The organism is Sphingobium sp. Z007 (assembly GCF_900013425.1).
Taxonomy (GTDB): Bacteria; Pseudomonadota; Alphaproteobacteria; order Sphingomonadales; family Sphingomonadaceae; genus Sphingobium.
Genome location: NZ_FBXK01000005.1, coordinates 1,416,187 through 1,435,785, shown reverse-complemented (window position 1 = coordinate 1,435,785; position 19,599 = coordinate 1,416,187). Strand labels below are relative to the sequence as shown.

Below are 19,599 nucleotides of genomic sequence, written 5' to 3'. Positions count from 1 at the left end.
GGACAACTAGGCATGGGGTGGAGCGGGGGCAAGGGGCGCTGCACTTGCGGCGAAGACGCTTCTATGAGAACAAAAGGCGAATCATGCAAGGGAGCAAGCCGATGGTGACGGGACGATGCCAATGCGGGGCGATACGCTATGAAGCGACGGGCGAACCCGCCTACAGCGCGCTGTGCCATTGCAGCGATTGCCGCGCCAGCGCCGGCGCGCCGATGGTCGGCTGGGTGCTGTTCCCGGAAGATGCGGTCACCATAATCGGTGATCCCGTCCGCTACCAATCGTCGGAACACGCCACGCGGCATTTTTGCGGCATATGCGGCACTGGCTTATTTTACACCAATCCCGTGGCCTTCCCCGGTGCAATCGACATTCAAAGCGCGACGCTGGATGATGCCGCGGCCGTGCCGCCGACGGGGCATATCCAAATGGCCGACGCCCTGCCATGGATGGCGTCAGCGCACGACCTGCCCAAATTTGACCGCTATCCCGAAGGCCCCTGACGCCTGAGGCGGTCACTCGCCGCGCCCAAGCCACGCTTGGCCGCCGCTGCGGAACGGGGATGTCCAGAGGCCTGTTCTTCCTATGCCCGTCTGAGAAACGGGCGACCTACGGGTCGAAGAATATAGGAAAGGATGATCCCGATGAAATCCATCATGCTGGCCGGCGTTGCGATGCTGAGCTTTACTGGTTTGGGCGGCATGGCAGCCGCGCAGGACATGCCTGCACCGAGTAGCCAGCCACCCGGTGCCGCCATGACACCGCCGCCCGCAGACGCACCCGCGCCCGCCGATCCGTCAGCGACGCCGCCCTCTGCGCCGGCTGAACCGGCTGCGCCTGCAAAGCCCGCTGCCCCAACCGCGCCACCGCCACCACCCGCTGCGCCAGCCACTCCACCCCAGGGTGATCCCAATGCCGGTCGGCCGACGGGCGCTGTCCCCGCTGATCCGGGGATGATGCCTGCGCCCGCTGGCGTGCCCAAAGATCCCAGCGCGCCTGTCGGTTCCTCCGCCAATCCGGTGACCATGGGCGGCAATGTCACCCCACCACCGACCGAAGCGAAAGACTATCCCACCTGCACCCCCACCGTGCAGGACAGCTGTATCAACCGGGGTGAAGCGAAGAAGAGCCGCAAGCGCTGATTGGATGCGCCAAGGCCGGGCGGATCGCGCGAACCACGATCCGTCCGTCCTGGCCAACGAACAGTTTGCGCCATAAATCGGTCAATCGGCAGAACAGATATATTTTAAGCTATTGATATAAGGCAACAATCTTCGCGGGAATATGCGAAAACGCCGTATAACTGTCTCACTCGCTGTTTCTTTTCGCTGTCGAGAATAGGCGTCAGCGCAGCGCCTATTCCTCCATCCGCAGCAGTGTAATCCGCGCCTTCCCGATGTCGCGCACCGTATCGATGGCAAAGCCCTTCACCGCAACATCTTCGCGCTTGTCGGTTTCGATGCTGATCCAACTGGCGGCATTGGTCCAGCCCAGCCGCCCCAGCTTGTCGAGCGCCACCTGGCCCGCGCCGGTGCCATAGGGCGGGTCCATGAAGATAAGGTCGAGCGGCTTGGCCGCCGACCCCAGCGTCAATACGCTGGACGGCCGGATGTCGGGACGGATGCCCAGCCGGTCACCATTGGCGCGGATCGCGTCCAGCGCCGGCTTGTCCTGCTCGACAAACAGGCAGGACGCCGCGCCCCGCGACAGCGCCTCAAAGCCCAGCGCGCCTGATCCGGCGAAGAAATCGCCCACCGCCAGCCCCTCGAACGATCCCAGCCGGCTGGTCAGCATCGAAAACAGCGCCTCGCGAGTCCGGTCCGCGGTCGGCCGGGTCTCCTGTCCCTTGGGCGCGGTCAGCGGGCGGCCGCGCCATTGCCCCGAAATGATCCTCATTTCACGTCCTTCAGGCTCTTGCGGAACAGCTCCAGGTCATTCTGCCGCACCTCCTCCACCGCGCCGACCGGCAGGTCGCCCAGATAGAAGGGGCCATAGCTGGTGCGGATCAGTCGGTTGACCTTCAGGTCCAGATGTTCGAGCACGCGGCGCACCTCCCGGTTCTTGCCTTCGGTCAGGGTCATTTCGATCCACTGGTTGCGCCCGGTGCGCCGCTCCAGATTGGCTTCGATCGCGCCATAGCGGATGCCGTCAATCTCCAGCCCGTCGAACAGATCCTCCAACTGCTGCTGGCTCACCTCGCCAAAGGCGCGGGCGCGATAGGTGCGCGGGACGCCGGTCGCGGGCAATTCCATCTCGCGCTTGAAACCGCCATCGGTGGTCATCAGCAACAGGCCTTCGGTATTCATGTCCAGCCGCCCGATCGGCATCAACCGCGGCAGGTCCGCGGGCAGCCGGTCATATATGGTCGGTCGCCCCGCCGGATCGTGCTCGGTCGTCAGGAAACCCGCCGGCTTGTGGAACAGGAACAGGCGCATCGGCGCGGGCGCGGCGATCGCCACCTCATCGACGGTCACGCCATGCAGCGACGTCAGCAGCGTCGCGGGCGTATCGATCACCACGCCATCCTTGGAGACGCGGCCTTCCTCAATCATCCGCTCGATCTCCCGGCGGGATGCGACCCCGGCGCGGGCCAGCAACTTGGCGATGCGCTGCGGCTCGCCCTTGCCGTCGCTCGCCGCGGCGGCGCGGGCCGGGTGCGGATTGCTGGTCGGGGTCGGCCCTATGCCCCTGGGCTTGCGCGGCGGATAGGATTTGGCCGCGAACCGGGGCGCGTCGCCCCGCGCCCGATCGGGCCGGGCACGATCAGGCCGGGCGCGCTCCGTGCGGGGGCGATCGCTCCGATCGCCTTCGCTGCGGGCTACGCGCGGCTTGTCGCTGGCATCCCGTGGCACCGCGCCACGTGCAGGGCGTGCGCTGGTGGCATCGCGTGGTCCTGCACTCCTTGCAGGCCTTGACCCGGCACCGTCGGCCTTAACGCGGTCGGGACGAACCCGATCGCTGCCCCGATCATTGCCCCGATCATTGCCCCGATCATTGCGCGGCCGGTCGGCCCGGCTATCGTCTGTTTTGTCGAAACGCGACCTTGCGTCGCCCCGCAGTCCCGCGTTCGGGCGCGCATCGCCGTGGCGGCCATCGCTCGGCCGTCCATCGTCCTTACGCCTCTTATCCTGACGCGGCGCTGCGCTACGCCCAGTTGGCGCGCCAGGACGACCGCCCGATCCGCTCCGGCCGGGGGCGGTGGGGCGTTTCGGGCCGCCTGGTCCTGCCCTGCGGGGCGGTCCTGATTTTTTCGGCGGTTCCAAGGGCGGGTTCCTTTTCATGGGTACTGGCACTTCCCATATGGGTGTAAAGCCAGCAACAGGCTGAAATGTGCCGCTCCGGCGCTTGGGCGAGGGAGTCATGCCTCCCCGGCGGGCAACCCGGTGCGGGGGCGCGGCGTTTCATCGGGTGCATGGCGGAATCAGGGCGGATCGGCAAATGTTTTTCGGGCTTCTGAAAGAGGCAGGCGCGCGCCTGTCGCGCCGCAAGGCGATCCGCACCGTGCTGGTGGTGGAGGATGAGGCGCTCGTCGCCTTCGACAATGAACATGCGCTGGCGCAGGCGGGCTATCGCATCGCGGCGACTGTGGACGATCACGATCATGCCGTGCGGGTTATGGATGGCGGCGGCGTCGACCTGGTGATCGCTGACGTAGCCTTGCATGGCGAGAAAACGGGCATCGACGTCGCCCGTCACGCTGCCGCGCTGGGCTTGCCTGTCCTGTTCGTCACCGGGCGCTGCCCGATCGAGGCGCAGGCGCTGGCGGTCGGCTGCCTTGCCAAACCCTACGCCCCGCGCGACCTGATCGCGGCGATCGGCGTCATCGACGCGTCGCTGCGCGGCGCGAGGCGGCGCAAGCTGCCGCCGGGCCTCAGCCTGTTCCTGCCCGCGGACTGATCGACGCACAGGACGCTTGCCTGGCGGCAATCAGGCCATATGGTGGCGCGCAATTGGACCACCGGGGACGCACGCCATCATGACAGACGCCATAGAGGGCCGCAGCCGCTGGCTCGACGCCGTGAAACCCTATGTGGAAAAGGGGCCATTGGCGGCTTTCTTCCTGGGCGTATCGTCGGGCTTTCCTTACGCGATGATCGGCGCGACGCTGACCACTCGGCTGGCGCAGGACGGCATCGACAAGAAAGCCGTGACCGCTTTCACCTTGGCGTTCCTCGTCTATAATCTCAAATGGCTCTGGGCCTGGGTCGTGGACGGCGTGCGCCTGCCGGTCATTGGCCGATTGGGGCAGCGCGTATCCTGGCTGCTGCTTGCTGGCGTGCTGGTCATGGCGGCGGTCGCCAATCTTGCGCTGGTTGATCCGACATCCAGCCTGCTCCAGACCGCCTATGCCGCCATCCTGGTCGGCGCGGCCGGCGCGACCTATGACATCGTCATCGACGCCTATCGGATCGAAACGCTGAAGCCCGAACAACTGGGTGTCGGATCGGGCATGTCGCAATATGGCTGGCGCATCGGATCGGTGGCGGCCGGCTCTCTGGCGCTGATCCTGGCCGCCCGGATCGGCTGGCAGGGCGCCTATCTCGCTTGCGCCGCCTTTGCGTTGCCGGCGATGCTGACCGGCCTTGTCCTTGGCGAACCGGAACGGCATCGCGATCCTGTCGTCCGCCGCGGCATGGGGGAGGTGATGGCGTCGATCACCGGGCCGCTACTTGAGTTTTTCCGGCGAAAGGGTGCGTTTCTCGTCCTGCTCTTCATCCTGCTGCACAAGATCGGTGACACGCTGGCGAACCTGACCTTTCGCCTGCTGTTCGACGATATGGGCTACAGCAACGACGAAATCGTCATCTACGACGTCGGCATCGGTTTCTGGGCCTATCTGATCGGCATCTTCATCGGCGGCATCCTTTATGCCCGCATGGGCATGAAGCGATCCGTGCTGTTCAGCCTGATCCTGATGGGCGTGTCCAATTTCAGCTTCGCCGCGCTTGCCGCGCTGGGAAAGAGCAACTGGGGCATGGCCGGGGCGATCGGGTTCGAAAATATCGCCAGCGGAATCGGGGGCGTTACCGTCGTCGCCTATTTCTCGGCGCTGTGCGACCTGCGCTTCACCGCCGCGCAATATGCGCTGATTTCGGCTGCGGCCAGCATCGTCGGGCGTTTCCTGACCGGCACGACCGCAGGCACCCTGATCGAGCGGTTCGGCTATGTCGATTTCTATCTGCTGACGACCGCGCTCGCCATGCCGGGCATCCTGCTCTTCTGGCTGATGATGCGCGCCGGCCTGATCGACGCCAGCGTCGGCACCGCAGCGACGACCGATCCGGGGGATCAGCCCGCCGCGTAAAGATCCAGCGGCCGCCCCAGGTCGCTATGCGCCTGCGCCACCGCCTGCAGGCAGGTGAGCGCGCCCAGCGCATGATCGTTGCCCAGCAATTCGCTCACCTGTTCATAGGCGGCGTTGGGATCGCGCAGCGCGTCGCCCGTCGCCTGCATCATCAGCGCTTCGTCCGCGGTCATGCGCGCGCAACAGCAGGGCGCGACCAGTATCTTGCGGCTCGACGCCCGCGCCAGTTCCAGCATCATCGCGCGCATCAGCACCAGCGGGCGGCGATAACTGCGGCCGAACGCGCCCAGCATCGCATTGGCGGCATGGGCGTCATTGACCCCTGCGGTCGCCATCCGGCGCATCACGAACAGGAACAGGCGGTTGCCATAGCCGCCCGGAATGGGCCGGGGCAGGTCGAGGGGGGAGGACTCTCCATAAGCCATAGAATCGCGCCTTCTGCATTTGTCAGAGGCTCATTCTACGCTATTGCGAGTCAGTCGCAAGTCTGTTCAGTCGGGTAATTGCGCGTTCAATCGCAAAATTTCGCCCGCAAGATAAAGCGAACCGCCGATCAGCAGCTTGGGCGCGAGATCGCCGGAGGCCGCGGACTGCGTGGCAATCGCCGCGATCGCCTGGCGCGCATCATCATGGGCCGTGAAATCGATGCCCCACTGAGCGGCGATGGCCGCGAAGCGCTCAGCCGGATGATGCTCATGGCCCGGCACCGGCAGGGCGTGGATATGCGCGATCTTGCCCGCGAAGGGCGCGAGGAAGGCATCCACGTCCTTGTTCGCCAACATGCCGATCACGAGCTGGAGCTTATGTCCCTCCAGCCGGTCGGCGGTGAAGAAAGCGCCGATCGCCTCGCCCGCGCCGGCATTATGCCCGCCATCGAGCCAGGCGGTTGCGTCTTGCGGGAGGGCGTTCAGCAAGGGTCCCCGGTCCAGCCGTTGCAACCGCGCCGGCCAATGCGCCCAGAGCGGCGCGGCCTTGAGCGCGGCTTCGGATAAAGGCATTGCATTTTGATGGCGTAGCATGGCGAAGGCGAGGCCGGCATTCTGCACCTGATGCGCCCCGGCCAGGCGCGGCAGCGGGGTTTCCAGCCGACCCTGCTCGTCGCGATAATGCATCCGGTCGCGATAGATGGCGACGTCCCAGCCATCGCCCTGTCGGATCCAGCGGGTGGACGCGCGGGCGGCGGCGTCCATCATCACCGGGAAGAGCAATTCGGCGTAGCGTTGCGTCACCAGTGCAGCCCCCGCCTTGGCGATGCCCGCTTTTTCCGCGGCGATTTGCGCCAGTGTATCGCCCAGAAAGGCCTGATGGTCGATGCCGAGCTGGGCGATGCCGCACACCGCCGGGTCGACGATGACATTGGTCGCGTCGAGCCGTCCGCCCAGGCCCACTTCGATGATGCAGGCGTCGGCCGGATGTTCGGCAAAGGCGAGGAAGGCGGCGGCTGTCGTCACCTCGAAGAAGCTGGCGTTCACGCCCTCTGCGATATCAAGGACGCGTTCCAGATAGCGGGCGAGCAGCGCGTCGGAAATCAGCTGGCCCGACACGCGGATACGTTCGTTGAAGCGCACCAGATGGGGCGAGGTGAAGACATGGACGGTTTTGCCGTCCGCTTCCATTGCCGCGCGCAGGAAGGCGCAGGTCGACCCCTTGCCATTGGTGCCCGCGACATGGAAAACGGGGGGCAGCGCGCGATGCGGATCGCTGAGCCGCTCCAGCAGCGCGGTGATCCGCTCCAGCCCTAATATGTCCGCGCCCGGCGACAACGACCAGAGTCGGTCAAGCTGCGCCTGCACCTGTGCATCGTCCGAAACCGCATGGTCGGCCATGGCGCGCTTGCCCCCTTTTAGCGCGAGCGTTGCTTCAATCCGCCGCGCGCGGCGTCAGATAGCCGATGACACGCGCCAGCGTATCGCGCAATTCGCTGCGATGGACGACCATGTCGATCATGCCATGGTCCAGCAGATATTCGGCGCGCTGGAACCCTTCGGGCAGTTTTTCGCGGATCGTGCTTTCGATCACCCGCTGCCCGGCAAAACCGATCAGCGCATTGGGTTCCGAAATCTGGATATCGCCCAGCATGGCGTAGCTGGCCGTCACGCCCCCGGTGGTCGGATCGGTCAGCACGACGATATAGGGCAGGCCCGCCGCGTGCAGTTTCTGGATCGCCACGGTCGCGCGCGGCATCTGCATCAGTGACAATATGCCCTCCTGCATCCGCGCGCCGCCGGCGGCGGTGAAGATGACATAGGGGCATTTATGGGCGATCGCGTCGTTGACGCCCTGGATGAAGGCCGCACCCACGCCCATGCCCATGGAACCGCCCATGAAAGCGAAATTCTGCACGCCCATCACCAGCGGCACATCGTCGATCGCGCCGCGCGCGTTGATGAGGGCGTCCTGGTCCCCGGTCGCGGCGCGGGCGGCTTTGATCCTGTCGGGATAGCGCTTGGAATCCCGGAACTTGAGCGGGTCTTCCTGAACCTGCGGCGTCGGCAACAGGATGAAGCCGGCGTCCAATATCTGCTCGAACCGCTCCGACGGGCCGATGCGGCCATGATGGTTGCAACGCGGGCAGACCGACAGATTTTCTTCCCATTCCTTGATGAAGATCATCTCGTTGCAGGACGGGCATTTGTGCCACAGCGTTTCGGCGGTGCTTTCCTTCTTGGTGAAGGGCAGGGCGTTACGAACGCGGTTGATCCAGCTCATGCGGCTGTCTCCCGAATGTGAAGGGCTTCGCGCAGCGTGGCGACGAATTTCTGGACGAAGGGGGCGGCGGCATCGCCATGCGACCCGACGATATCGACAATGGCGGACCCTACCACCACGCCATTGGCGATTCGGCCGATGGCGGCCGCCTGTTCCGGCCCGCGCACGCCAAAGCCCACCGCGACCGGCAGGTCGGTGGCGGCCTTCAGCTTTGCGACCGCGATTTCGATCGATGCCTGGGCTGCCGACTGTTTGCCGGTGATGCCTGCGACCGAGACATAATAAAGGAAGCCGCTGGCGCCATTCAACACGGTCGGTAAGCGCGCCGCATCGGTCGTGGGGGTGGCCAGGCGAACAAGATGGACACCAGCCGCGCGCAGGGCCGGGCCGATCTCGGCATCTTCCTCTGGCGGCGCGTCGACGCAGATCACGCCATCGACGCCGGCGGCCTTGCACTGGTCGGCGAACCAGTCACCGCCGCGGATCAGCATCGGATTGGCATAGCCCATCAGGATCAGCGGCGTGTCGGGGTGACGCGCGCGGAAATCGGCGGCAAGGGCGAAGATATGCTTGGTCTTCGTGCCCGACCCCAGACTGCGCAGGTTCGCCAGTTCGATCGCCGGGCCATCGGCCATCGGATCGGTAAAGGGCATACCCAGTTCGATAATGTCTGCGCCGCCCGCGACCAATGCGTCGAGAATGGCGGGCGTCGCAGCGACGTCAGGGTCGCCGGCGGTCACGAAGGTAATGAGAGCAGCCCGGCCCTGCGCCTTGCAGGTGGCGAAGCGGGTGGAGAGGCGATCCCCAGACATAATGGCGCTCACATTTCCGCTCCCAACGCTTCGGCCACGGTAAAGATATCCTTGTCACCCCGGCCCGACAGGTTGATGACGATGATCTTGTCCGCGTCCAGCGTCGGCGCGATCTGTTCGGCCGCGGCCACCGCATGGGCGGATTCGAGCGCGGGGATGATCCCCTCCAGCTTGCTGAGCGTCTGGAAACTGGTCAGCGCTTCGTCGTCCTTGATCGGCATATATTTCACGCGGCCGATCTCGTGCAGCCAGCTATGTTCGGGGCCGATGCCCGGATAGTCGAGGCCAGCGGAAATGCTGTGCGCTTCGGTGATCTGGCCGTCCTCATCCTGCAACAGATAGGTGCGGTTGCCGTGCAGGATGCCCGACGCGCCGCCGGCCAGCGATGCGGCATGCTTCTTGTCCAGCCCTTCACCCGCGGCTTCCACGCCGATCATCGCGACTTCCGGGTCGTCCAGGAAGGGGTGGAACAGGCCAATGGCGTTGGAGCCGCCGCCGACCGGCGCGATCAGCATGTCGGGCAGGCGGCCTTCGGCCTCCAGCATCTGTGCGCGGGTTTCCTTGCCGATGATCGACTGGAAATCGCGGACCAACTCAGGATAGGGGTGCGGACCCGCCGCCGTGCCGATGATGTAGAATGTGTCATGCACGTTCGACACCCAATAACGCAGCGCGTCGTTCATCGAATCCTTAAGCGTCGCGGACCCCGAATGGACCGGGATTACCTCTGCGCCCAGCAGCTTCATGCGGAACACGTTGGGCTTCTGCCGCTCGACATCCTTGGCACCCATGAAGATTTTGCATTCCATGCCGAACAGCGCGGCGACGGTCGCGGTGGCGACGCCATGCTGGCCCGCGCCGGTTTCGGCGATGACCTTCTTCTTGCCCATGCGCCGGGCGAGCAGCGCTTGGCCGATGCAATTATTGATCTTGTGCGCGCCAGTATGGTTCAGTTCTTCGCGCTTGAGGTAGATTTTCGCTCCCTTGCCCGGCTGCGCCTTGGCGCGCACCGCTTCGGTCAGCCGCACGGCATAATAAAGCGGATTGGGGCGGCCGACATAGGAGCGCAGCAGTTCGGCGAACTCCGCGTCGAAGGCGGGATCAGCCTTCGCCTCCTTATAGACGCGCTCCAGTTCCAGGATCAGCGGCATCAGCGTTTCGGCGACATAGCGGCCGCCGAACGCACCGAAATGGCCGTTGGCGTCGGGCTGCGATCGCAGGCTGTTGGGCAAGGATATGGTATCAGTCATGATGTCGGTCTTTCCGGGACAAATGGTGCGTTCGCTTGGCGTAGGGAAGCGATCAGCGCCATCGTCCTTCAATGCGCACGGCAGGGGCGTTCAACGTCAACATGGCTGCACCGCTTTGCAGAAGGCCATGATCTTGTCCACACTCTTGATGCCCGGCGCGCTTTCGACGCCGGAAGACACGTCGATCAGCGGCGCGCCGCTGATGCGGATCGCTTCCACGACATTGTCGATTCCAAGCCCGCCCGACAGCCCCCATGGTGCCGGGATCGCCAGGCCACGCAGCAGCGTCCAGTCGAAGCGTAGCCCCATGCCGCCGGGCAGCGCCGCGCCGTCGGGCGTCTTGGCGTCGAACAGCAGTCGATCGACCGCGCCGACATAGGCGGTTGCACCGTCGATATCGGCGCTGGTCTTGACCGCGATCGCCTTCCACACCGGCAGGCCGAAGCGGGCGCGAATGGCGGCGGCGCGCTGCGGGCTTTCCTTGCCATGGAGTTGCAGCGTGGTGAGCGCGCCCGTGCCGACCAGTTCGCCCAGCATCTCGTCGGTCGGATCGACGACGACGGCGACCTTTTCGACATAAGCGGGGGCAAGGGCGGCGAGCGCCTTGATCTGGTCCGGCTCCACATGGCGCGGGCTTTTGGCGAAATGGACAAAGCCGATATGGCTCGCGCCGCCGCTGACCGCCGCGCCCACCGTTTCGGGCGTGGACAGGCCGCATATCTTGATCGCGAGTCGGGACATGTCCCGCGCTTTAGCGGCGATCCGCCGCCAAGTCACATGGCCTAGGGAACATAGGCGCGTGGCCCGGCCCCATGACCCGGCAGGGTCAGGTCCATGTCATGCAGTCCCAGCCACTGGTCGGCATGGGCGATGCAGGCATCGCCCAGAAAGCGATCGAGCGCGGTGACGATCTCCGCATCGTTCATCGTCGCCGGATCGAGCGGTGCGCGCCAGTGCAGATCGAAATGCGGGCCGTTAGTGCGGGCAAGGTAGAAAGGCAGGAATTTGGCCCCGACCTTGCGCGCCAAACGTAACGCAATCGACAAATTGCCCGACGGCTCTATTTGGCGGCCGAAAGTCGGAAACCAGACCTGCCGGTCCCGCCGCTCGTCCGCCAATATATAAAGGGTGGCCCGATCCTTCTGGGTCAGATGCTTGAACACGCCGCGCGCCGCGCCGCCGCCGCCGATCGCCTCACCCATATAGCTGGAGCGCGCTTTCTTGAGTTGGGCGGCGATTTTGGGATCATCGGGATCTTCATAGACGCCCAGGCCCGGCCGATCCGTCGACCATTTGATGTAAGCGGCCAGCAAATCCCAATTGCCCAGGTGGCAGGTGAAGGCGATCATCGGGCCGGGTCCGTCCAACACCGCCTTATAGCCCGGCTGGTCGATCACGCGGACATGGGCGTCATTCACCAGCCGGTCGATATTGGCAAGTTCGCCCATCGTCCGCCCGATGTTGACCCAGCGCCGCGTCAGCATCGCCTCACGCTCCATTTCCGACAGGTCCGGGCGCAACAGCGCGAGATTGGTGCGCGCCCGTGCGTCGCGCAGCTTCATGCGCGGCCGGGCGACATGCGCCGACAGCCAGCCGCCAAGCCAGGATGCGAGCCGCGCGGGGAGCAAGCGCATCAGGAAGAAGAGAAAGGGGTTGGAGAGCATCGGGCAAGCGTCATACAGCAGCAGACGAGGCGGTAAAGGGGTGCAGTGACAGCGATGATATGGCTTTGGACCGCCCTTCAGGCGCTGACGCTTCTGGGGGTAGTAAATTATTGGCGGCACCTGCCAAAGGAGCGCAAGATCGAGGCACCTAAGGGGGTGGTCGTCATCCTGAGCGTTCGCGACGAGTGGGACGGCGGGGCCAATCTGATTGCCCGGTTAAAGGCGCAGAGCGCTCCGTTTCGGCTGTTGATTGCCACATCAGGCAATTGTCCGGCGGCCGACCTGCTGGCCGCGCGGGAAGGTGACTGGGTTCAGGTCGTTGCGGCCGGCGTGGCGGTGGATGAGGGGCAGAAGGTCCACAAGCTGCGCGCGGCGCTGCGGGCGCTGCGGCCGGACGATCGCTATCTCGTCTTCATCGACGCCGATATAGAACCGCCAGTGCGGCTGGTCGGGCGGCTGCTATTCCCGCTGGTGCGGGGCAAGGCCGATATCGTGACCGGCTATCGCCTGCTGCTGCCGGAGCGTGGGGCGATGGCGGCGCTGGTCGGCGCGGTCGAGATGCAGCTGGCGACACTGCCGCGGTCTGCCAACGCGACCATGCCATGGGGCGGGGCGATGGCCCTGACGCGGGAGGTCGCGAACCGGCTGGACCTTGCCGCGGCGCTGGCCGGTCGCCTGTCCGACGACATGACGATTGGCCTTGCAGGTTGGCGCGCGAAACTGCGGCTGCGGCCGGTGCGCGACCTGCTGGTTGCCAGCCCGTTGGAAGGGCGGACGGCCGATCTGCTGGATTTCGGCGTTCGCCAATATCGCCATATCGCCACCAACAGCATCGGCATGTGGGCGCTGGCGACCGGCGTGGTGGCGGTGCAGGCTGGGGCCTGGGCCTGGGCGCTGGGCTGGGGCGGATGGGTTGCAGTCGCGATCGGCTATGGCGCGGCATGGAGCCGGGCGCTGGTGCGGCGCGTGATCATCGGCGCGGTGCTGGAGCCGGCGCAGGCGGCCAAGGCACGGCGATCACTTCTGTGGGACATGGCGGCGCCGTTCGCCGTGGCATGGGCGCATCTGGCGGTGCAACTGGCGGCTGCTACATCGAACGGCATATGCTGGGGCGGCTGGAATTATCGGGTCAAGGGCGGCAGGGTGATACGCATGGATCGCGCTTAACTTCGCACATTTCCCGCTCGTTTTGAAATTTCGATACCAATGTAGGAAATTTTATGTCGTGGCTGTCGCGATCCTGAGCGCCGCCTCAACGGCTTGTACCATGCACGCCCGCAATAGGACAGCCGGCGCGTCATATGACGACCGGTCGTTAAAACCCGGCCGGGAACAGATGTCGCCCATCGTCGCCGACGCGTAGCACCACCTTGCCCGCAACCGCGCTGATCGGCAGGTCGGCATAGAGGTGGGGGAACAGCGCGCCGCCGCGCGATTCCTCCCACCGGATCGCGTCGCCGAACGGCGCGAGATCGATCATCAGCATGACCAGCCGATCCTGCCCGGCAAAATGCTTGGCCACCGTTTCGGCCGCCTGATCGCGGGTCGACATATGGATATAACCGTCCGTCAGGTCGATCGGCGCGCCCTTGAACACACCGTCGGCCTTGAACTGGTCATATTGCTCGGCAGTCAGCACCTTATAGGCGAAAAGGTCGCTCATGCGTCCGGCGTCGCCTCGGTCGGTTCGGCCTCTTCGCTTTCCTCGATCTTCGCGGCGCCCACGACATGCTCGTCCTTCGCCACATCGAACAGGCGCACGCCCGCCGAATTGCGACCGATGACGCGCAGGCTGTCGAGGCCCATGCGAATGAGCTTGGCCTGATCGGTGACCAACATCAACTGGTCCGCCTGGGTGGCGGCGAAGCTGGCGACGACCGGGCCGTTGCGGGCGATATTGTCGATATTGGTGATGCCCTGACCGCCACGGCCTGTGCGGCGATAATCATAAGCGGACGACAATTTGCCATAGCCATTGGTGCAAACGGTCAGGATGAACTGTTCCGCCGCGGCAAATTGCGCGGCGCGTTCGGCCGGCAAAGTCGATTCCGCGTCATTATCCTTCCACGGCGCGGCGCGCAGATAGGCCTCGCGTTCGTCCGGGGTAGCGTCGAAGCCCTTGAGGATCGACAGGGAGATGACCTCGTCATCGTCCTTCAATGTCATGCCGCGCACCCCGGTCGAGGTGCGGCTCTGGAACTCGCGCACGTCGGTCGCGGCGAAACGGATCGCCTTGCCCTGGCGGGTCGCCAGCAGCACGTCATCCTCCTCGGTCAGCAGCGCCACGCCGATCAGGCGATCGTCGCTGCCTTCGTCGAAGCGCATGGCGAGCTTGCCGTTGCTGGGCACATTGGCGAAAGCGTCCATGCTATTGCGGCGAACCGTCCCGTTCGCTGTCGCAAACATGACGTGCAGATCCTTCCAGCTATCCTCATCCTCCGGCAGCGGCAGCACGGTGCGGATGGTTTCGCCCGGACCCAGTGGCAGCAGGTTGACCATCGGCCGGCCGCGCGTCGCCGGGCCGCCTTCGGGCAGGCGCCACACTTTCATGCGATAGACTTTGCCGGCGGTCGAGAAGAACAGGACCGGCGTATGGGTCGACGTCACGAACATTTCGGTGACGGCGTCCTCATCCTTGGTCGCCATGCCGGACCGGCCCTTGCCGCCGCGCGCCTGCGCGCGGAAACTTTCGAGCGGGGTGCGCTTGATATAGCCCTGCACGGTGACGGTGACGACCATCTCCTCGCGCTCGATCAGATCCTCGTCCTCGATCCCGTCGGCGGCGGCGGTGATTTCCGACAGGCGCGGGGTCGCAAATTCCTTTTCGATCGCTTCCAGTTCTTCGCGCATCACCGCGTAGAGCTTCACCCGATCGCCCAGAATCGCCAGATATTCCGCAATCGCTTCGGCCAGTTCGGACAGTTCCTTGCCGATCTCGTCGCGGCCCAATGCCGTCAAGCGATGCAAACGAAGGTCCAGGATCGCGCGGACCTGAATGTCCGACAGCTTGTAGACGTCGCCATGGACGTCACTCTCGATCGCTTCCACCAGGCGCAGATAGGGCGCGATCTCGCCGATCGGCCATTCGCGCGCCAGCAGCTTTTCGCGGGCTTCGGCGGGGCTGGACGATCCACGGATGATCTTGACCATCTCGTCCAGGTTGCTGACCGCGACGACCAGGCCCAGCAAGATATGCGCCCGGTCGCGCGCCTTGTTCAGTTCGAACTTGGTGCGGCGGGTGATGACCTCTTCGCGGAACTTGACGAAGGCCTCGATAATCTCGCGCAAGCCCAGCAATTCGGGGCGGCCGCCGCGGATTGCCAGCATGTTGGCCGGGAAGCTCGACTGGGCCGGGGTGTTGCGCCACAGCTGATTCAGCACGACTTCGGGCGTCGCGTCGCGCTTGAGATCCATGACGATCCGCACGCCTTCGCGGTTGGATTCGTCGCGAATGTCACTAATGCCTTCGATCCGCTTGTCCTTGGCGGCTTCGGCGATCTTTTCAACGAGGCCGTTCTTGCCGACCTGATAGGGGATGGCGGTCAGGACGATGGATTCACGCCCGTCATTTCTGGCGCCGCGCCCGCTTTCGATCACATGGCGCGAACGCATCATGATGGAGCCGCGCCCGGTATGATAGGCGCTGCGCGCGCCCGACTGGCCCAGGATCAACGGCGCGGTCGGGAAATCAGGACCGGGGACGATCGCGATCAACTCGTCGGTCGTGATGCCGGGATTGTCGATATAGGCGAGGCACGCGCGCAGCACTTCGCCCAGGTTATGCGGCGGAATATTGGTCGCCATGCCGACCGCGATGCCGCCCGCGCCGTTGACCAGCAGGTTTGGAAAACGGGCAGGCAATACCTGCGGCTCGCTTTCCGACGCGTCATAGTTGGGCGTGAAATCGACCGTGTCCTTGTCCAGATCGTCCAGCAGCGCAGTCGCCACCTTCGCCAGGCGCGCTTCGGTGTAGCGCATGGCGGCTGGCGGATCGGGGTCCATGGAACCGAAGTTCCCCTGGCCGTCGATCAGCGGCACCCGCATCGACCAGTCCTGCGTCATGCGGGCCAAGGCGTCGTAGATCGAACTGTCGCCATGGGGGTGATATTTACCCATCACCTCACCGACGAGGCGCGCGGATTTGCGATAGGGGCGATTGTAAACGAAGCCCGATTCCTGGGCGGAGAAGAGAATGCGGCGATGGACCGGCTTCAGCCCGTCGCGCACGTCCGGCAGGGCGCGTGCGACGATGACGGACATGGCATAGTCGAGATAGCTGGCCTTCATCTCCTCCACGATGGAGATGGGGCTGATGTCCGAAGGGTCGGCGAGGACAGTCTCGTCGGTCAATGCGATTCTCTTTTTTTCAGGATGGATTCTGTTGCCCAACCCCTAGCCGAGCGAAACAAATCTGTCACCCCTCGCGCGCACGCGCGCGCCCGCACAGGCAACCAACACGGTAGGAAGCGCAGATATGTTCGCAAGTGGAACGAAGCGGCTGCATAACGGTTGCAAAATCCGACGATATCGGCTGTTCAATGGCCGTTCACGCGCCGCCCCCTAATCGGCGCTCAACAGCGAAAAGTCGCCTGATGTCCCCTCGTCAGGCGCGCAGAGGAGATGAGGATCATGCGTTTTGTTACCCCGGTGGCGCTCGCGCTGGCTTTGGCGATGACCGGTGGCGCGATCAGCGCCCCTGCCTTCGCCGCGAAGAAGGAAGAAAAGAAGGCCGGCCCGAAGCTCAACGTGTCGCCTGACGTCATCAAGGCGCTGCAAACCGCGCAGAAGGCCGCAGAAGCGCAGGATTTCGCCGGCGCGAAGGCTGCGCTCGCCGAAGCGGACAGCAAGGCCACGTCCAACGACGACAAATATCAGATCGGTGCGATCAAGCTGAACACCTCGATCGCGGCCAAGGATACGGCATTGCAGGGCGAGGCGCTCAACCAGATGCTGGACAGCGGCCTGACCCCGCCTGAACAGGCCGGCCAGTTCAACGCAATCGCGGCCGATCAGGCGATGGCCGCCAAGAATTACGATGTTGCGATCCAGCGCGGCCAGGCGGCGCTCGCCGCCGGTTACAAGCCGGAATCGGTGCAGCCCACCATCGCCCAGGCCTATTTTGGCAAGGCGGGCACCGGCAATGGTTCGGTCGAGCCGGCACGTGGCTTCAACCAGCAGGGTCTGACGGCGCTCAAGGCCGCGGCCGATGCGATGAAGGCGGCGGGCCAGCAGGTCCCGGCCCAATGGTATCAGATCGGCGTCAGCCGGGCCGAGGCAGCCAAGCTGCCGGATGTGACTGAATGGGCGAAGATGGCCTATCAGGCTGAACCCAGCGGCCAGAATCTGCGGACGTTGGTGCGCCTGTTCCAGCGCGCCAATCCCAATATCTCGAACCGCGAGAATCTCGACGTCCTGCGACTTCTGTCGGTATCGGGCGGCCTGGTCATCGCGGCGGACTATACCGAATATGCCGAAATGGCGTCGAAAACCGGCATCTATGGCGAGGTCAAGACCGCCATCGACGCCGGCCGCTCCAAGGGCGTGCTGAGCGCCACCCAGGGCGCCGATGTTTACCAGACCGCCGTGCCCAAGATTGCGGGCGACAAGAGCACGCTGGGCGCTGCCGAAGCCGACGCCAAGAAGGCCGCCAACGGCAAGATCGCCGCCGCCACAGGCGACGCCTATCTGGGCTATGGCGACTATGCGAAGGCTGCAGCGATGTTCGAACTCGCCAAGCAGAAGGGCGGCGTTGAAGCGGACGAGATCAACTCGCGCCTGGGCATCGCCAAGACGCTGGGCGGCGACAATGCCGGCGCCAAGGCCGCATTCGAAGCGGTGCAGGGCGGTTCGCGCAAGCAGGTCGCTGGCCTGTGGCTCGCCTATCTGGGCACCAAGGGCGCCTGATAGCGCTTGATTGACAGGGAGGGCGCCGTGGCGGCAGGTTGCTGCCGCGGCGCCCTTGTCGCATTATATGATTATTATTCGGGGGAGGCCGGGGCGGCCATGCGCATGAATATCAAGATTTCCCGCCTGCCGCTGGCGGCGCTGGCGACCGCCATTGCGATTATGGCGACGCCTGTATCGGCGAAGAAGAAAGTGCCGGTCGTGACCGGTCCGCCGATCGAAATGTCGGATGGTTTTCGCGCCGCTGCGCAGTCGGCGGAAGCCGCGCTCAGGGCGCGTGATACGGCCACGGCCAGCGCGCGGATCGCCGCGCTCAGCCCCGCCAATGATTTCGAATCCTATGTGGCGGCCGGCATGCGTTTCCAATTGGCGGCGCAGCGTCGCGACGTGCAGGCGGAGCGCATTGCCCTGACCGACATGTTCAAGACCACCGCCCTGCCGCGCAGCGAAGCGCCGCGACTGCGCTATGTCGCGGCCTATCTGTCCTACATGGTCGGCAATTATGCGGACGCTACCGCGCAACTCGATTATGCCAAGACGTTGGGCTATGACGGCATCGACGCGACCATGCTGCGCGCCGATATCGCCCTGCGCCGCAACAAGCCCAAGGAAGCCCGCCCCTTCGTTCAGGAGGCGATTGCCCGGCAGAAGGCGTCGGGACAGCCGGTGACGCTGGCCTGGATTGATCGGGCTATCTCTATGGCCTATCAGGCCGGCGACTGGACCGAAGTCGGACAATTATATCGTGACCGGCTGAACCAGCAGGATGGCAAGGAAGAATGGCGGTCCGCCCTTGTCAATTACCAGGCCGCCGCCGAATTGGAGCCGCAACTGCAACTCGATCTCTATCGCCTGCAGGCGGCCAATGGCGCAATGGCGAGCGAGCGGGACTATCAGGCCTATGCGCAGGCGGCCGAGAAGTCAGGCTATTATTCCGAAGCCAAGGCGATCATCGAATCCGGCCGCAAGGCGGGTAAGTTGACCCCTACCCAGAGCGTGACCAGCCAGTTGCTCAAGAGCGTCACACCCAAGGCTACCAAGGAAATCGCCGCCTTGCCCGCCATGTTGAAAAAGGCGGCGGCGGCAAGCAACGGCAAGGATGCGCTGGCTGTCGCGGACAGCTATTTCTCGCTTGGCCAATTCCCGCAGGCGGTCGAACAATATCGCGTGGCGTTGACGAAGGGCGGGATCGACGAAGGGCGCGCCAATGCGCGGCTGGGCGTGGCGCTGGCACGGTCCGGCGACCTGCCCAATGCCCAGGCGACGCTGGCGCAGGTCACCGGTCCCTGGACCGCAATCGCAGGCTTCTGGACCGCCTGGACCGCGCATCAGGACCGGAAGACTGGCTAACGCGATCGGGCTTCCCCCGCCGTCCAAGTTCAGACGGGCAGGGGGACGCCGGGCTGGTTCTTGGATGTGCGGATCGTCAGCGACGTCTTGACGCTGACGACATTGGGCGCCGGCGTCAGTTTCGACGTCAGGAACTGCTGGAAGCTCTGGAGATCGCGCGCCACCACTTTTAGGATGAAGTCGATTTCTCCGTTCAGCATATGGCATTCGCGCACTTCGGGCAGCGATGCGACATGGTCCTGAAACGCCTTGAGATCGGCCTCCGCCTGGCTTTTCAGACTGACCATGGCGAACACGGTGATCGTATAGCCCAGCATCGCCGGATCGACGACGGCATGGTAGGATTTGATCGCACCGGCTTCCTCCAGAGCGCGGACCCGACGCAGGCATGGCGGCGCGGTCAGACCGACTTTGCGCGCCAATTCCACATTGGTCATCCTGCCGTCCTGTTGCAGTTCGCCCAGGATCTGCATGTCGATGTCGTCGATATTGGGGCCGGCCATTATTTCGCTTATTTCCTGTCCTGTTTATACGACCCATCATAATAATGTTTCAGGGCAATGCAATTGTCCCACTATGCGACGATCGCTTTCGTTCGCAGCGTCGGG

Annotated in this window: 19 protein-coding genes; 7 read left to right on the top strand and 12 right to left on the bottom strand. The window is 64.6% G+C overall.

Annotation, left to right across the window (positions count from 1 at the left end; translation table 11 throughout):
* Positions 1-101: 101 nt before the first annotated feature.
* The gene (locus CEQ44_RS14890; RefSeq protein WP_088183892.1) at positions 102-500 is read left to right on the top strand and encodes a GFA family protein; all 399 of its coding nucleotides are present in this window, start codon (positions 102-104) and stop codon (positions 498-500) included.
* Positions 501-641: 141 nt separating this feature from the next.
* Positions 642-1,139, top strand: coding sequence for a Fe-S oxidoreductase (locus tag CEQ44_RS14885; RefSeq protein WP_088183893.1), 498 nt, complete (start codon positions 642-644; stop codon positions 1,137-1,139).
* A gap of 214 nt (positions 1,140-1,353) precedes the next feature.
* Here the strand turns inward: CEQ44_RS14885 and rsmD are convergent, their stop codons facing one another.
* Entirely contained in the window at positions 1,354-1,893 is a 540-nt protein-coding gene (gene rsmD / locus CEQ44_RS14880; RefSeq protein ID WP_088183894.1) for a 16S rRNA (guanine(966)-N(2))-methyltransferase RsmD, read from the bottom strand.
* The gene (locus tag CEQ44_RS14875; protein WP_254913690.1) at positions 1,890-2,849 is read right to left on the bottom strand and encodes a pseudouridine synthase; all 960 of its coding nucleotides are present in this window, start codon (positions 2,847-2,849) and stop codon (positions 1,890-1,892) included. The genes rsmD and CEQ44_RS14875 overlap by 4 nt, the downstream gene beginning before the upstream one ends.
* A 586-nt stretch (positions 2,850-3,435) precedes the next feature.
* Here CEQ44_RS14875 and CEQ44_RS14865 point away from each other — a divergent pair.
* Together CEQ44_RS14865 and CEQ44_RS14860 are read left to right on the top strand one after the other, a co-directional pair.
* A complete protein-coding gene (locus CEQ44_RS14865; RefSeq protein ID WP_088183896.1) occupies positions 3,436-3,894 on the top strand; it encodes a response regulator in 459 nt (152 codons plus the stop codon).
* 79 nt (positions 3,895-3,973) lie between these two features.
* The gene (locus tag CEQ44_RS14860) at positions 3,974-5,302 is read left to right on the top strand and encodes an MFS transporter (protein ID WP_088183897.1); all 1,329 of its coding nucleotides are present in this window, start codon (positions 3,974-3,976) and stop codon (positions 5,300-5,302) included.
* Here the strand turns inward: CEQ44_RS14860 and CEQ44_RS14855 are convergent.
* The 7 genes from CEQ44_RS14855 to CEQ44_RS14825 all read right to left on the bottom strand — a co-directional run bounded on the left by CEQ44_RS14855 (position 5,287) and on the right by CEQ44_RS14825 (position 11,737).
* A complete protein-coding gene (locus tag CEQ44_RS14855; protein WP_088183898.1) occupies positions 5,287-5,727 on the bottom strand; it encodes a DUF6628 family protein in 441 nt (146 codons plus the stop codon). The two genes, CEQ44_RS14860 and CEQ44_RS14855, sit on opposite strands and share 16 nt — an antisense overlap.
* Before the next feature lie 66 nt (positions 5,728-5,793).
* On the bottom strand, positions 5,794-7,128 hold the full coding sequence (locus tag CEQ44_RS14850) for a folylpolyglutamate synthase/dihydrofolate synthase family protein (RefSeq protein WP_088183899.1): 1,335 nt from the start codon (positions 7,126-7,128) through the stop codon (positions 5,794-5,796).
* A gap of 34 nt (positions 7,129-7,162) precedes the next feature.
* The gene (gene accD / locus CEQ44_RS14845) at positions 7,163-8,011 is read right to left on the bottom strand and encodes an acetyl-CoA carboxylase, carboxyltransferase subunit beta (RefSeq protein ID WP_088183900.1); all 849 of its coding nucleotides are present in this window, start codon (positions 8,009-8,011) and stop codon (positions 7,163-7,165) included.
* On the bottom strand, positions 8,008-8,823 hold the full coding sequence (gene trpA, locus CEQ44_RS14840; RefSeq protein ID WP_088184095.1) for a tryptophan synthase subunit alpha: 816 nt from the start codon (positions 8,821-8,823) through the stop codon (positions 8,008-8,010). The genes accD and trpA overlap by 4 nt, the downstream gene beginning before the upstream one ends.
* An 8-nt stretch (positions 8,824-8,831) precedes the next feature.
* Entirely contained in the window at positions 8,832-10,073 is a 1,242-nt protein-coding gene (gene trpB / locus CEQ44_RS14835) for a tryptophan synthase subunit beta (protein WP_088184096.1), read from the bottom strand.
* 96 nt (positions 10,074-10,169) lie between these two features.
* Complete coding sequence (locus tag CEQ44_RS14830; protein ID WP_088183901.1) at positions 10,170-10,814, bottom strand: phosphoribosylanthranilate isomerase; 645 nt, start codon at positions 10,812-10,814, stop codon at positions 10,170-10,172.
* 41 nt (positions 10,815-10,855) lie between these two features.
* Positions 10,856-11,737 (bottom strand): lysophospholipid acyltransferase family protein, encoded by an 882-nt coding sequence (locus tag CEQ44_RS14825; RefSeq protein ID WP_088183902.1) that lies wholly within the window; start codon positions 11,735-11,737, stop codon positions 10,856-10,858.
* 54 nt (positions 11,738-11,791) lie between these two features.
* Between CEQ44_RS14825 and CEQ44_RS14820 the strand changes: the two genes are divergently transcribed.
* A complete protein-coding gene (locus tag CEQ44_RS14820; protein WP_088184097.1) occupies positions 11,792-12,904 on the top strand; it encodes a glycosyltransferase in 1,113 nt (370 codons plus the stop codon).
* 148 nt (positions 12,905-13,052) lie between these two features.
* Here the strand turns inward: CEQ44_RS14820 and CEQ44_RS14815 are convergent, their stop codons facing one another.
* Both CEQ44_RS14815 and gyrA read right to left on the bottom strand, forming a co-directional pair.
* Positions 13,053-13,400 carry a DUF952 domain-containing protein gene (locus tag CEQ44_RS14815; RefSeq protein ID WP_088183903.1) on the bottom strand — a complete coding sequence of 116 codons (348 nt, stop codon included), beginning with the start codon at positions 13,398-13,400 and terminating at the stop codon, positions 13,053-13,055.
* Positions 13,397-16,087 (bottom strand): DNA gyrase subunit A, encoded by a 2,691-nt coding sequence (gene gyrA, locus CEQ44_RS14810; protein ID WP_088183904.1) that lies wholly within the window; start codon positions 16,085-16,087, stop codon positions 13,397-13,399. Before gyrA ends, CEQ44_RS14815 begins: the two co-directional genes overlap by 4 nt.
* Before the next feature lie 279 nt (positions 16,088-16,366).
* Here gyrA and CEQ44_RS14805 point away from each other — a divergent pair, with 279 nt between their 5' ends.
* Positions 16,367-17,641 carry a hypothetical protein gene (locus CEQ44_RS14805; protein ID WP_088184098.1) on the top strand — a complete coding sequence of 425 codons (1,275 nt, stop codon included), beginning with the start codon at positions 16,367-16,369 and terminating at the stop codon, positions 17,639-17,641.
* A 105-nt stretch (positions 17,642-17,746) separates the two neighbouring features.
* Entirely contained in the window at positions 17,747-18,991 is a 1,245-nt protein-coding gene (locus CEQ44_RS14800; protein WP_373438204.1) for a hypothetical protein, read from the top strand.
* A 29-nt stretch (positions 18,992-19,020) separates the two neighbouring features.
* Here CEQ44_RS14800 and CEQ44_RS14795 read toward each other — a convergent pair whose 3' ends face one another.
* Positions 19,021-19,494 carry an Lrp/AsnC family transcriptional regulator gene (locus tag CEQ44_RS14795; protein ID WP_066602894.1) on the bottom strand — a complete coding sequence of 158 codons (474 nt, stop codon included), beginning with the start codon at positions 19,492-19,494 and terminating at the stop codon, positions 19,021-19,023.
* Between the last annotated feature and the right edge of the window lie 105 nt (positions 19,495-19,599).